General features: G+C 60.4%; 11 protein-coding genes. 7 read left to right on the top strand and 4 right to left on the bottom strand.

Annotated features, from left to right (window positions below; translation table 11 throughout):
• The first annotated feature begins 71 nt into the window (after positions 1-71).
• The 4 genes from mrcB to fhuB all read left to right on the top strand — a co-directional run bounded on the left by mrcB (position 72) and on the right by fhuB (position 6,537).
• Positions 72-2,639, top strand: coding sequence for a bifunctional glycosyl transferase/transpeptidase (mrcB, locus tag EBL_RS15540; RefSeq protein WP_002463981.1), 2,568 nt, complete (start codon positions 72-74; stop codon positions 2,637-2,639).
• Between the two features lie 225 nt (positions 2,640-2,864).
• Positions 2,865-3,662 carry a Fe3+-hydroxamate ABC transporter ATP-binding protein FhuC gene (gene fhuC / locus EBL_RS15535; RefSeq protein WP_002463980.1) on the top strand — a complete coding sequence of 266 codons (798 nt, stop codon included), beginning with the start codon at positions 2,865-2,867 and terminating at the stop codon, positions 3,660-3,662.
• On the top strand, positions 3,662-4,555 hold the full coding sequence (gene fhuD, locus EBL_RS15530) for a Fe(3+)-hydroxamate ABC transporter substrate-binding protein FhuD (RefSeq protein ID WP_002463979.1): 894 nt from the start codon (positions 3,662-3,664) through the stop codon (positions 4,553-4,555). Before fhuC ends, fhuD begins: the two co-directional genes overlap by 1 nt.
• Positions 4,555-6,537: a Fe(3+)-hydroxamate ABC transporter permease FhuB gene (gene fhuB / locus EBL_RS15525; RefSeq protein ID WP_002463978.1), complete on the top strand. Its 1,983-nt coding sequence runs from the start codon at positions 4,555-4,557 to the stop codon at positions 6,535-6,537. The genes fhuD and fhuB overlap by 1 nt, the downstream gene beginning before the upstream one ends.
• 32 nt (positions 6,538-6,569) lie before the next feature.
• Here fhuB and hemL read toward each other — a convergent pair whose 3' ends face one another.
• Complete coding sequence (gene hemL / locus EBL_RS15520; protein WP_002463977.1) at positions 6,570-7,850, bottom strand: glutamate-1-semialdehyde 2,1-aminomutase; 1,281 nt, start codon at positions 7,848-7,850, stop codon at positions 6,570-6,572.
• Positions 7,851-8,021: 171 nt separating this feature from the next.
• On the opposite strand from hemL, the gene clcA reads away from it, so the two are divergent.
• Positions 8,022-9,461 (top strand): H(+)/Cl(-) exchange transporter ClcA, encoded by a 1,440-nt coding sequence (gene clcA / locus EBL_RS15515; RefSeq protein ID WP_002463976.1) that lies wholly within the window; start codon positions 8,022-8,024, stop codon positions 9,459-9,461.
• A gap of 81 nt (positions 9,462-9,542) precedes the next feature.
• Positions 9,543-9,887, top strand: a complete 345-nt coding sequence (gene erpA, locus EBL_RS15510) for an iron-sulfur cluster insertion protein ErpA (RefSeq protein WP_002463975.1) — start codon at positions 9,543-9,545, stop codon at positions 9,885-9,887.
• A gap of 57 nt (positions 9,888-9,944) precedes the next feature.
• Here the strand turns inward: erpA and EBL_RS15505 are convergent, their stop codons facing one another.
• The 3 genes from EBL_RS15505 to mtnN are packed head-to-tail and all read right to left on the bottom strand — an operon-like array spanning position 9,945 to position 12,072.
• Positions 9,945-10,565 carry a TRIC cation channel family protein gene (locus EBL_RS15505; protein ID WP_002463973.1) on the bottom strand — a complete coding sequence of 207 codons (621 nt, stop codon included), beginning with the start codon at positions 10,563-10,565 and terminating at the stop codon, positions 9,945-9,947.
• Between the two features lie 18 nt (positions 10,566-10,583).
• Positions 10,584-11,381 (bottom strand): vitamin B12 ABC transporter substrate-binding protein BtuF, encoded by a 798-nt coding sequence (gene btuF, locus EBL_RS15500; protein WP_002463971.1) that lies wholly within the window; start codon positions 11,379-11,381, stop codon positions 10,584-10,586.
• A complete protein-coding gene (mtnN, locus tag EBL_RS15495) occupies positions 11,374-12,072 on the bottom strand; it encodes a 5'-methylthioadenosine/S-adenosylhomocysteine nucleosidase (protein WP_002463970.1) in 699 nt (232 codons plus the stop codon). Before mtnN ends, btuF begins: the two co-directional genes overlap by 8 nt.
• Before the next feature lie 92 nt (positions 12,073-12,164).
• On the opposite strand from mtnN, the gene dgt reads away from it, so the two are divergent.
• Positions 12,165-13,679, top strand: coding sequence for a dGTPase (gene dgt, locus EBL_RS15490; protein WP_002463968.1), 1,515 nt, complete (start codon positions 12,165-12,167; stop codon positions 13,677-13,679).
• Positions 13,680-13,774 lie beyond the last annotated feature (95 nt).

The raw sequence follows: 13,774 nt of genomic DNA, 5'->3' as shown, positions 1-13,774 counted from the left end.
ATTTCTTCTTTTGTATTTGGGTGATAAACAGCAGAATCAGGCAGTTAGCCTGGAATTGGTGGAGATGAAGTATGGCGGGGAATGACCGCGAGCCTATCGGGCGCAAAGGAAAACCGACGCGTCCGGGTAAAGAGAAGGTGAGCCGTCGTCGTCTCAGGGAGGAAGATTATGACGATGATTATCAAGATGATGAGGACGACTATGACGACGATTATGACGAGCAGCCAGTGTCGCGTAAAAAAATGACCGGAAAGCGCGGCAAAAACGGCCGCCCGCCGCGCAGAAAACGCCGCCTGCTCTGGTTCCTGGTGAAGCTGTTTATTATCGGGGTGGTGCTGGTTGCCGCGTATGGCGTCTATCTGGATCAGAAGATCCGCAGCCGTATTGACGGGAAAGTCTGGCAATTGCCGGCGGCCGTGTATGGCCGCATGGTCAGCCTTGAGCCGGATATCGCGACCAATAAAAACGAGATGGTGCGCCTGCTGGAGGCAACCCAGTATCGCCAGGTCAGCAAAATTACCCGTCCGGGTGAGTTCTCAACCAAAGGCAACAGCATTGAATTGCTGCGCCGCCCGTTTGACTTCCCGGACAGTAAAGAAGGCCAGGTTCATGCGCTGCTGACCTTTGACGGCGAGCGGCTTGCCTCGATTAAAAACGTGGCTACCGGGCGTGAGTTCGGTTATCTGCGTCTGGATCCGCGGCTTATCACCATGCTCTCTTCCCCGAACGGTGAGCAGCGTCTGTTTGTGCCGCGCTCCGGCTTCCCGGATCTGCTGGTGGATACGCTGATTGCCACCGAGGACCGCCACTTCTACGAGCACGACGGGATTAGCGTCTATTCGATTGGCCGTGCGGTGGTGGCAAACCTGACCGCCGGGCGTGCGGTGCAGGGGGGGAGTACCCTGACCCAGCAGCTGGTTAAGAACCTGTTCCTGACCAACAAACGTACCCTGTGGCGTAAAGCGAATGAAGCCTATATGGCGATCATTATGGATGCCCGCTACGGTAAAGACCGGATCCTTGAGCTGTATATGAACGAGGTTTACCTCGGTCAGAGCGGTGATGATCAGATTCGCGGCTTCCCGCTGGCGAGCCTCTACTATTTTGGCCGCCCGGTAGAAGAGCTGAGCCTTGACCAGCAGGCCCTGCTGGTGGGCATGGTGAAGGGGGCGTCCCTGTATAACCCGTGGCGCAACCCTAAACTGGCACTTGAGCGCCGCAACCTGGTGCTGCGCCTGCTCCAGGAGCAGCGCGTGATTGACCAGCCGCTGTATGACATGCTCAGCGCCCGTCCGCTAGGGGTGCAGCCGCGCGGCGGGGTGATTTCGCCGCAGCCTGCCTTTATGCAGATGGTGCGCCAGGAGCTACAGGAGAAGCTGGGCGACAAGGTTAAGGATCTGTCCGGGGTGAAAATCTTCACCACCTTCGATCCGGTTTCACAGGATGCGGCTGAAAAAGCGGCAACGGAAGGTATTCCGGCGCTTATCAAACAGCGTCGCCTGAAGGATCTGGAAACTGCGATGGTGGTGGTGGATCGCAACACCGGGGAAGTCCGGGCGATGGTTGGCGGCGCTAACCCGCAGTTTGCCGGGTATAACCGCGCCATGCAGGCCCGCCGCTCGATTGGTTCTCTGGCAAAACCGGCCACCTATCTGACCGCCCTTAGCCAGCCGAACCAGTACCGGCTCAATACCTGGATCGCCGATGCGCCGATCACGCTGCGCCTGATCAACGGGCAGACCTGGTCCCCGCAGAACGACGATCGCCGTTTCAGCGGCCAGGTGATGCTGGTCGATGCGCTGACCCGCTCCATGAACGTGCCCACGGTTAACCTCGGGATGGCGCTGGGGCTGCCTGCGGTGGTCGATACCTGGCAAAAACTGGGTGTGCCGAAAGCACAGCTCAACGGGGTTCCGGCCATGCTGCTGGGGGCGCTGAACCTGACACCGGTTGAAGTGGCTCAGGCGTTCCAGACCATTGCCAGCGGCGGTAACCGGGCCAATCTTTCGGTGCTGCGTTCGGTGATTTCTGAAGACGGCACCGCCCTGTACCAGAGCTATCCGCAGGCGGAGCGGGCCGTACCGGCCCAGGCCGCCTACCTGACGCTGTACACCATGCAGCAGGTTATTCAGCGGGGGACCGGCCGTGCGCTGGGGGCGAAATACCCGAGCCTGCACCTGGCCGGGAAAACCGGGACCACCAACAACCAGGTGGATACCTGGTTTGCCGGGATTGATGGCCGCGAAGTGGTGATAACCTGGGTCGGTCGTGATAACAACCAGCCGACCCGCCTGTATGGATCCAGTGGCGCAATGTCTATCTATCAGCGCTATCTGGCGAACCAGGCACCGGTTCCGCTGGATCTGACGCCGCCGGAAGACATTGTGGATATGGGTGTTGACGGGGCCGGTTACCTGCAGTGCAGCGGTGGTTACCGCACCCTGCCGGTATGGACCAGCAACCCGGATGCGCTCTGTGTGCATCACCAGGCGGCACCAGAAGCGCCGTCCGGCAATCCGTTTGACCAGTCTGAGTCGCAGCCGCAAACTCAGCCGCAGCAGCCTTCTCAGCCTGCGCCGGAGAAGAAAGACGACAGTAACGTGCCGGGCTGGATCAAGGATATGTTTGGCGGTAACTGATAGTCCGCCGCTGTCCGCTAAATACCCCCACACTGCTGGGGGTATTTTTTTGCCCGCCACCAAAACCCGATTGCTGCTTTCTTGCCCCGTTAACCGGCCCGGCCAGCCAATTGCTTGCTAACCGCCTGCGAAGTCGCATACTATTCCCGCGCTGATAATAATCGTTCTCGTTTCTCTTATCATTCTCCACTACAACCGGATCCGTACCCGGACATACTGACAACTATGCAGGACAACACGACGCCATCAGGCACCACATTCCGGCTCTCCGGGGTTACGTTTCAGGTTCCCGGTCGCACGCTGCTTCATCCCCTGTCGCTGACGTTTCCGGCGGGGAAGGTCACCGGGCTGATTGGCCATAACGGCTCCGGCAAATCCACCCTGCTGAAAATGCTCGGGCGCCACCAGAAACCCAGCGCAGGCGAGGTGTTGCTGAATAACCAGCCCCTGGCGAGCTGGAGCAGCAAAGCCTTTGCCCGCCAGGTGGCCTATCTGCCGCAGCATCTGCCCCCGGCCGAGGGGATGACGGTGCGTGAGCTGGTGGCCATTGGCCGCTACCCCTGGCACGGGGCGCTGGGGCGCTTTGGTGCGGCAGACCGGGAATATGTGGAGGAGGCCATTGGGCTGGTGGGGCTGAAACCGTACGCCTCGCGCCTGGTCGACAGCCTGTCTGGCGGCGAGCGTCAGCGCGCCTGGATTGCCATGCTGGTGGCCCAGCGCAGCCAGTGCCTGCTGCTGGATGAACCCACCTCCGCACTGGATATTGCCCACCAGGTAGATGTGCTGGCGCTGATCCAGCGCCTGAGCCAGCAGCGCGGGCTCACGGTGATTGCCGTACTGCACGATATCAATATGGCGGCCCGCTACTGCGACTACCTGGTGGCGCTGCGTGGCGGGGAGATGATAGCCCGGGGAACCCCGGCACAGATAATGACCAGCCAGGTGCTGGAGGATATTTACGGGATCCCGATGGGGATCCTGGCGCACCCTGCCGGTGCGGCACCTGTGAGTTTTGTTTACTGATGAACCAGCCTGTTTCTGCGGCCCTGAGCCGCCGCCGTCTGCTGACCCTGATGGCACTCTCTCCGCTGTTGTGGCGCAGCGCATCACTGCATGCAGCTCCGGTCGACTCGCAGCGGGTCGTGGCCCTGGAGTGGCTGCCGGTTGAGCTGCTGATAGCGCTGGGGGTCACACCGCTTGCGGTGGCTGATACTAGCGGCTACCGCTCCTGGGTCGGGCAGCCTGCCCTGCCGCAGAGCGTGGTGGATCTTGGACTGCGTACTGAGCCGAACCTTGAACTGCTGGCGCAGCTAAAACCCTCGCTGATGGTCTACTCGTCGGGCTTTGGCCCGGCCCCGGAAAAAATTGCCCGTATCGCGCCGGGTTTCGGCGTGACCTTTTCGGACGGCAGGAACCCGCTCAATGCTGCCCGGGCCTCGATCACCGCCCTTGGCGCCCGCCTGGGGCTGGAGGACCGCGCCCGTGCACACCTGGCGGATTTTGACGGGTTTATCCGGCAGATGGCTCCGCGTTTTGCCGGGCGCCAGCGCCCGGTATTACTGATGTCACTGCTTGATCCGCGCCACGCGCTGGTTATCGGGCAGCACAGCCTGTTCCAGCAGGTGATGGATCTGCTGGGGATCGAGAATGCCTGGCAGGGAGAGGTGAATTTCTGGGGCAGTTCCGTGGTGGGGATCGAACGGCTGGCAGAGATCCGCAACGCCGATGTTATCTGCTTTGATCACGATAACGACACCATCACCCGCCAGGTGATGGCAACACCGCTCTGGCAGGCGCTGCCTTTTGTCCGCCAGCGGCGCTTCTGGCGTGCGCCGCCGGTCTGGTTCTATGGCGCAACGCTCTCTGCCATGCACTTTATTCGCCTGATCGACAAAATAGCCGGAGGACGGGCCTGATGCGTGCTCAGCGTATATTACCGGTGCTGCTGCCCGGGGGGCTTGGTCTGTTTGCCCTGTGGCTGACGGTGATGAATCTGTGCCAGCTCCTGCCCGCTGAACAGTGGCTGAGCGCCTGGCGCGGGCCGGACAGCGATAATATCCGGCAGATGCTGTTTTACTACAGTGCGCTGCCGCGCCTAACGGTTTCACTGCTGGTCGGGGCCGGGCTGGGCATGGTCGGGGTACTGTTCCAGCAGGTGCTGCGTAACCCGCTGGCTGAGCCTACAACACTCGGGGTGGCCTCTGGCGCACAGCTGGGGCTCACGGTCGCAACCCTGTGGGCGCTGCCCGGCGGGGTGTTTACCCAGCAGTTTGCCGCCCTTGCCGGTTCGCTACTGGTGGGGCTGCTGGTGTTCGGGGTGGCCTGGGGGAAACGGCTGTCACCGGTAACGCTGATCCTGGCCGGGCTGGTGCTGAGCATGTACTGCGGGGCGATTAACCAGCTGCTGGCGCTGTTTCACCATGAACGCCTGCAGGGGATGTTTTTGTGGAGCACCGGCAGCCTGAACCAGAACGACTGGCAGCAGGTGCAGAATCTCTGGCCCCGGCTCCTGGCCGGGGTGGTGCTGGTGCTGGCGTTGTTGCGCCCCCTGACGCTAATGGGGCTGGATGACGGGGTCGCCCGTAATCTTGGCCTTGCCCTGTCGCTGGCGCGCCTGGCGGCCCTCGGGCTGGCGATATTTATCAGCGCGGTGCTGGTCAGTGCGGTGGGGGTTATCGGGTTTATTGGCCTGTTTGCGCCGTTGCTGGCGAAAATGCTCGGGGCGCGTCGCCTGCTGGCGCGCCTGTTGTTGTCGTCGCTGCTGGGGGCGCTGATCCTCTGGGCCTCTGATCAGGTGGTGGTCTGGCTGACAACCGCCTGGCGCGAAATTGCCACCGGCGCGGTAACCGCCCTGGCCGGTGCGCCGCTGTTACTCTGGCTGTTACCGCGCCTGCGTGCCATGAGCGCGCCGGTGGTAGACAGCGCCCGGCCATTTCGCGCCGAGCGCCAGCACCTGCTGCGCTATGCGTTACTGGGGGCCGGGGTGCTGCTGGTTATTGTGCTGGTGGCACTGCTGTTTGGCCGGGACGCGCAGGGCTGGCGCTGGGCCCGGGGCGATCTTCTGGAGTCGCTGCTGTACTGGCGCTGGCCGCGTGTGGCGGCAGCCCTGAGCGCCGGGATGCTGCTGGCGGTGGCCGGGTGCATTATCCAGCGCCTGACCGGCAACCCGATGGCCAGCCCGGAGGTGGTGGGGATCAGCTCCGGGGCGGCGTTCGGTATTGTGGTTATGCTGTTTCTTGTACCGGGTAACGCCATGGGCTGGCTGCTGCCCGCCGGGAGCCTGGGGGCTGCCGGGACGCTGCTGATTATTCTGATGGCTGCCGGTCGCAGCGGCTTTTCCCCCCAGCGGATGCTGCTGGCGGGGATGGCCATCAGCACGGCCTTTACCATGCTACTGATGATGCTGCTGGCCAGCGGCGATCCGCGCATGGCGGGGGTTCTGACCTGGATTTCCGGCTCCACCTACAACGTGACACCGCACCAGGCGGTGCTGACGCTGGTCATGATGGGGCTGCTGCTGAGTGTGACGCCGCTGTTTCGCCGCTGGCTGACACTGCTGCCGCTGGGGGGCGCTACGGCCCGCTCGGTGGGGCTGGCGTTAACCCCTTCCCGTATGCTGCTGCTTTGCCTGGCCGCCGTGCTGACGGCGCTGGCCACGCTGACTGTCGGGCCGCTGAGCTTTGTGGGGCTGATGGCGCCGCATATTACGCGCATGCTGGGGTTCCGCCGGGCACTGCCGCAGCTGGTGATGGCGGCCCTGATAGGCGGAGCGCTGATGGTGGTGGCGGACTGGTGCGGGCGTATGGTGCTGTTCCCGGCGCAGATCCCCGCCGGGCTGCTGGCGAGCTTTCTGGGGGCGCCGTACTTTATTGTGCTGCTGCGCCGACAGGGCCAGTAGCGAAGAGCGCTCCGGGCGGAGCGCTCTGGCGGTTACAGCTTAGCGAACACCCGGCGGGCGGCCGCAATGGTGGTGTTGATATCCTCCTCGCTGTGGGCCACGGACATAAAGCCCGCCTCAAAGGCCGACGGCGCAAGGTAGATACCTTCGTCGAGCATCATGTGGAAGAACTGCTTAAAGCGCGCCGTGTCGCACGCCATCACGTCCTGGTAGCAGGTGACACTGTCGGCCGTGGTGAAGAAGATCCCGAACATCCCGCCAACATGGTTGACCACCAGCGGAATACCCGCCTGGCGGGCGGCATCCAGCAGGCCGTTAGCCAGTTGGGTGGTCAGCTCATCCAGCGTTTCGTGCACGCCCGGCTCGGCAACCTGGGTCAGGCAGGCGTAACCGGCGGCCATGGCTATCGGGTTGCCGGACAGGGTCCCGGCCTGGTAGACCGGCCCGGTCGGGGCCAGGGCTTCCATTACATCGCGGCGGCCACCAAAGGCACCCACCGGCATCCCGCCGCCGATGATTTTGCCAAGGCAGGTCAGATCCGGCAGCACGTCATAGTATGACTGGGCGCCGCCCAGCGCCACGCGAAAACCGGTCATGACTTCGTCAATAATCAGCAGAGCGCCGAACTCATCACAGAGTGCGCGCAGGCCCGGCAGGAACTCCGGCAGCGGCGGCACGCAGTTCATATTCCCGGCCACCGGCTCAACAATAATGCAGGCGATATCCTCCGGGTACTGTTCAAACGCCTGGCGGACTGAGCCCAGATCGTTATAGGTGCAGGTCAGGGTGTGGCGGGCGAAATCAGCCGGAACCCCCGGGGAGTTGGGCTGGCCGAGGGTCAGGGCACCGGAGCCCGCTTTGACCAGCAGGCAGTCTGCGTGGCCGTGGTAGCAGCCCTCGAATTTGATAATTTTATCCCGGCCGGTAAAACCACGGGCCAGGCGGATGGCGCTCATGGTGGCTTCGGTGCCGGAGTTTACCATCCGCACCATATCCATGGACGGCACCAGATCCGTGACCAGCCGGGCCATATTCACTTCCATTTCGGTCGGAGCGCCAAAGCTCAGGCCGCGTTCGGCCGCTTCAATGACCGCACTGCGGATGGTCGGGTTATTGTGCCCCAGCACCATCGGCCCCCAGGAGCCCACATAATCAATATAGGCTTTACCGTCGGCGTCGTAGAGGTAAGCACCGTCCGCACGCTCGATAAACAGTGGCGTGCCGCCAACACCGGTAAACGCGCGCACCGGGGAGTTAACACCACCGGGGATCAGCTCGCGGGCTTGTGCGTACAGATTTTCTGACTTACTCATTCATCGGCTCCAGACTGGTTAACAAACGTATTCGGGCATTCTACGAGATTGTTACGCAAGACGTTACCCCCGGGTGCTAGATTGTTTACCAGGAATTTGGCCGCGACGCCGCCGGAGTGTCCGGGTAGAATGGCCCGGTCTATTTGTATTACCTATAAATGATTATTTGCGATGAATCCTGATAACTCCTCATTTGAACAGCGCCAGATTGTTCGCATGCGGCATGGCGCGGCTATCCGCCAGATCCTGCACCGGGATAAAACACCGCTGGCGATTTTACTGCTCGCCGCGCTGGTGGGCGCCGTTGCTGGTCTGGTCGGCGTGATGTTTGAGAAAGCCGTCAGCTGGGTACAATACCTGCGCATGGATATCCTGGCCGGGGTGGTCGATTACGGCGTGCTGCTCTGGCCACTGGCGTTTATTTTATCGGCCCTGCTGGCGATGCTGGGCTATTTCCTGGTCCGGCGCTTTGCCCCGGAGGCGGGCGGCTCCGGGATCCCGGAAATTGAAGGCGCCCTTGAAGAGCTGCGCCCGGTGCGCTGGTGGCGCGTGATCCCGGTGAAATTTATTGGCGGTATGGGCACACTCGGGGCCGGTATGGTGCTCGGACGTGAGGGGCCCACGGTCCAGTTAGGGGGCAATGTGGGGCGTATGATCCTCGACATTTTCCGGGTGCGCCGGGCAGAGGCGCGCCACACCCTGCTGGCTACCGGGGCGGCGGCGGGCCTGACATCGGCCTTTAACGCACCGCTGGCGGGGATTTTGTTTATCCTCGAAGAGATGCGCCCGCAGTTTCGCTACAACCTGATCTCCATCAAGGCCGTCTTTACCGGGGTGATCACCGCCTGTGTGGTGTTCCGCTACTTTAATGGCGGCCAGGCGGTGATTGAGGTAGGTAAACTGGGGGATGCCCCCATCAACACCCTGTGGCTGTACCTGATCCTCGGTATGGTATTTGGGGTGGTGGGCCCGCTGTTTAATCGCCTGATTTTCCGCACCCAGGATATGTTTCAGCGCATTCACGGTGGGGTGCTTAAAAAGTGGGTGCTGGTCGGCGGGGTGATAGGCGGCATATGCGGTGTGCTGGCGCTGGTGGAGCCTGCTGCTGCCGGGGGCGGTTTTAACCTGATCCCGATTGCGGCGGCGGGCAATTACAGTGTCGGGCTGCTGATGTTTATTTTTATCGCCCGGATCATTACCACGCTGCTGTGCTTTGCCTCCGGGGCCCCCGGGGGGATTTTCGCCCCTATGCTGGCGCTGGGCACTTTGCTGGGCACCGCGTTTGGGATGTTGTGCGCGCTCTGGTTCCCGGGGTATGGTCTGAACGTGGGGACATTTGCCATCGCCGGTATGGGGGCGCTGTTTGCCGCATCGGTGCGCGCACCGCTCACCGGGATTATACTGGTGCTGGAAATGACCGATAACTACCAGCTGATTTTGCCGATGATCATTACCTGCCTGGGGGCGACGTTGCTGGCGCAGTTCCTCGGCGGGAAGCCGCTCTACTCGGCCATTCTGGCCCGCACCCTGGCAAAACAGCAGGCGCAACAGTCACAAAATGAGACCCCGTCTGCGGCCACCCCGTCCACCGCACCGGGGCAGAATACTTGAACGATTTACCAGGGTATTAGATAATGCCCGTAAACATCGGGGCAATCTTTGCCCGATACTGAGACAAGTCTGGAGCAAACAATGAGTGATGACGTAGCGCTGCCCCTGGAGTTTACCGACGCCGCGGCCAGTAAAGTAAAAAGCCTGATTGCTGATGAGGACAACCCGAATCTGAAACTGCGCGTCTATATCACCGGCGGCGGTTGCAGTGGCTTCCAGTACGGGTTCACCTTCGATGATAAAATCAATGAAGGCGATATGACCATTGAGAAGCAAGGGGTCGGCCTGGTGGTGGATCCGATGAGCCTCCAGTATCTGGTGGGGGGCACCGTTGACTATACCGAAGGGCTGGAAGGCTCCCGCTTTGTGGTGAACAACCCGAACGCCACCAGCACCTGTGGTTGTGGTTCTTCATTCAGTATCTGATTGTTTATCACGAAAAAAAAGCCGCTCTGTTCACAGGCGGCTTTTTTTATGGCTGGGTTACTGGCGGTCATCCAGCGCGAAGGTGGGGAGCTTCAGGCGCCAGCGAATTGCCGCCAGGCGGATCCCGAGGGTCACCAGCATACCCAGCATGCAGGATTGCTCCAGAGGCACTTTAAACGTATCCCAGGCGGTGGCGTGCACAATACCGCCGATAATACAGGCGGTGGCGTAGATCTCGGTGCGCAGGATCATCGGCACTTCCCGGGCGAGCACGTCGCGGATTATCCCGCCGCCAACCCCGGTCAGTACCCCCATGCACACCGCTACCAGTGGGCCGGTGCCGGCCAGAAAGGCTTTATTTACCCCGATCCCGACAAACACCGCCAGACCGACCGCATCCAGCACCGGCAGCACCCATTTGGGCAGGCGGCGGGGCTGGCGCACCAGTAAAATGGTCAGCATGCTGGTTATCATGGCGACCACTAAATCAGTGGGATCTTTGACCCAGAAGACCGGGCCGTTATCGAGGGCCATATCGCGAATGGTGCCGCCGCCCACCGCGGTGACCACGCCGAGCACCAGAACACCGAATGGATCCATACGCAGCTTACCGGCCAGCAGAACACCTGAAATAGCAAATACGGCAGTGCCAACAATATCCAGCCAATATACCAGCATGACGAAAATCCCCGAATCTCACTGCGCAAGCGCGGCGCATATCTGTTTTGCGGCGAGGATAATACGTGGACCTGCCCGTTCGAACCAGTCGTCATTGATGCTAATTACCGGTACGGAGAGCTGATTTCCCCAGAATTGAGATATCACCTGGATTTTTTGCGGGCCACCGGTGGTCAGGATAAGCTCTGGCTTGCGTATCAGCACCTGTTCACGGCTGACCTGGGGCCAGGGGACTTTGCTGTCGGCAAAGATATTTTTACCGCCGCACACGGCCAGAATATCGTTTTGCAGCGAACCGGCACCGGAGGTGAACATCGGGGTTTCACCGAACTGCATAAACACCCGTTTGGGGGTGCTGCGCTGACCATAGCGGGCCCGGAGTGCCTGCCACTGCCGGGCTAATGTATCCGCTGCCCGGCGGGCCTGATCAGGGGTGGGGCTCCATTGCCCCATCAGGCGCAGTGCGGCGACAATATCGTCAATATTGCGGGCGTCTATCCACACCACTTTCAGGCCAAGGGACTGCAACTGCTCAATGGCGCGCTGGGGATTTCCCCCCCGCCAGGCCAGAACCACATCCGGCTTCAGCGCCAGGATGCGCTCAATATTGACCCCCTGCCAGGAGGCGACCTGTTCAATGTGGCGGGCTTTTGGGGGATAGTCTGACCAGGCGCTGACGGCAACCGGGGTGATCCCGGCCGCGAAGGCCAGCTCCGTATTCCCGGGGGATAAACTGATCACCCGTGGCGCAGACCACAGGCAACCGGAAAAAAACAGCAGCGCGCAGAGCGCGCGCTGTAAATAACCCTTAACCACGGGCCAGTTTCTGCACCATAGCTTCCACAATCAGCGTGGACTGCTTTGCCGCAACGGCAAGAAACTCGTCAAAACTCTGGTGGGATTCCTGATCCGCCACGTCTGAAATGGCGCGAACCACCACAAACGGCGTACCGAAGTTATGGCAGACATGGGCGATGGCGGTCGCTTCCATTTCAACGGCAATCGCCTGCGGGAAGGTACGGCGGATCCTGGCCAGCGCTTCTGAACCGTTGATAAACGCATCCCCGCTGATCACCAGGCCGCGTACCGCGTGCAGGTTCAGCTGGCTGATACAGGCCTGTGCGGCGCTGATCAGCGCCGGATCGGCAATAAAGGCCGCCGGGCAGCCCGCCATCTGGCCGGGCTCATAGCCGAAGGCAGTGACGTCTGCGTCGTGGTAGCGCACTTCGTCAGAGACCACGATATCGCCAACGTGCAGTGACGCATCCAGGCCGCCAGCGGAGCCGGTATTGATGATAACATCCGGTTTGGTGTGCTCCAGCAGCAGGGTAGCGCCCATGGCGGCGGACACTTTGCCAATGCCGGATTTCAGCAGGGCCACGTCTGTGCCGTTGAGGGTGCCGGTGTAAATTTCACAGCCAGCCAGTTTCAGGGTCTGCCGGTGGTCGATTTTGTCACGCAGCAGCGTCACTTCTTCTTCCATCGCACCAATGATGCCTACTTTCATAGATATACTCGCCTTATTACGGGACAAAAATCAGATTTCAGGACATAGTCTATCATGGCTGGCTTTCGGGACAGATCACAACAGGAGTGTCCATGGAGAAGATTGATTTTCGCAGCAAGATTAACTGGCATCGCTGCTTCCGCTCGCCGCAGGGGGAAAAGAATGAACACGAAATTCTGCGTATTTTCGAAAGCGACCGGGGACGGATCGTTAACTCTGCGGCCATCCGGCGCCTGCAGCAAAAGACCCAGGTTTTCCCGCTGGAGCGCAATGCGGCAGTGCGCACCCGCCTGACCCACTCGCTGGAGGTGCAGCAGGTGGGGCGCTATATCGCCAAAGAGATAATCACCCGCCTGAAAGAGCAGGATTGCCTGGCCCGCTACGGGCTGGATGAACTGACCGGGCCCTTTGAAAGCATTGTTGAGATGTCCTGCCTGATGCACGACATCGGTAACCCGCCGTTTGGCCACTTTGGTGAGGCGGCGATCAATGACTGGTTCCGCCAGCGCCTGTTCCCGGACGATGCCAGTATCTGCCCCGGGAGTAAAGACCGCTGCCGGGTAGAGGCGCTGCGCTGCCGCGAAGGGGAAGAGCCACTCAACCGCCTGCGGCGCGATGTGCGCCAGGATTTATGCCATTTTGAGGGCAATGCGCAGGGGATCCGTCTGGTGCACAGCCTGCTGCGCATGAATCTGACCTGGGCACAGGTGGGGGGGATCCTCAAATACACCCGCCCGGCCTGGTTTTGCGATCCGGTGCCTGAGAGCCACAGCTATCTGATGAAAAAGCCGGGCTACTATCTTTCCGAAGCGGATTATATTGTCCAGTTACGTAAAGAACTTTCACTGGCGGAATACAGCCGGTTTCCACTGGCGTGGATAATGGAAGCGGCGGACGATATCTCATATTGCGTGGCGGATTTAGAAGACGCAGTAGAAAAAAGAATATTTACGACCGGGCGGCTGTATCAGCATTTATCCGGCGCGTGGGGGGATATTACTGCAGGCGATCTGTTCAGCCAGGTGGTGGTTGATGCCTGGGAAAAATCCCGTACTGAGCACGCCAGCAGTATTGCTGAAGATCAGTTTTTTATGTATTTACGAGTCAACACGCTCAATGCGCTGGTGCCCTACGCGGCCCGGCGCTTTATTGATAATCTTGAGGCGATTTACGCCGGTTCTTTTAATCAGGGGCTGCTGGAAGATGGCGGGGCATGTAGCCGCCTGCTGGATATCTATAAACAGGTGGCGATGCAGCATGTATTTAACCACCCGGATGTAGAACAGCTGGAGCTTCAGGGATACCGGGTCATTACCGGGCTGCTGGATATTTATAACATTTTGTTAACTATGCCATTATCCGATTTCAGCGAGCTGGTAAAAAAAGAGACCCTGCGGGCCTTTCCGATCGCATCGCGGTTATTTCATAAATTATCCAGCCGCCACCGGCTGGCCTATATTGATGCGGTGGCGCGCCTGGATAATAGGGCCAGTACCTTTGCAGTCCAGGAATATTATTATCGTTGCCGGTTAATTCAGGATTATATCAGCGGCATGACCGACCTTTATGCCTGGGATGAGTACCGGAAACTGATGGCGGTCGAGTAGTCCGGTACAGCGGATGTTGATATTTATTCTAAATTAACCTTTTTCGGGGGGCTGGAGGCCGGTTTTTATTTTCCCGGCCCTCTGTTGCCAGGATA

It is taken from the genome of Shimwellia blattae DSM 4481 = NBRC 105725 (assembly GCF_000262305.1).
Classification (GTDB): Bacteria; Pseudomonadota; Gammaproteobacteria; order Enterobacterales; family Enterobacteriaceae; genus Shimwellia; species Shimwellia blattae.
The sequence above is the reverse complement of the archived record's forward strand: the minus strand, read 5'-3'. Positions and strand labels throughout refer to the sequence as shown.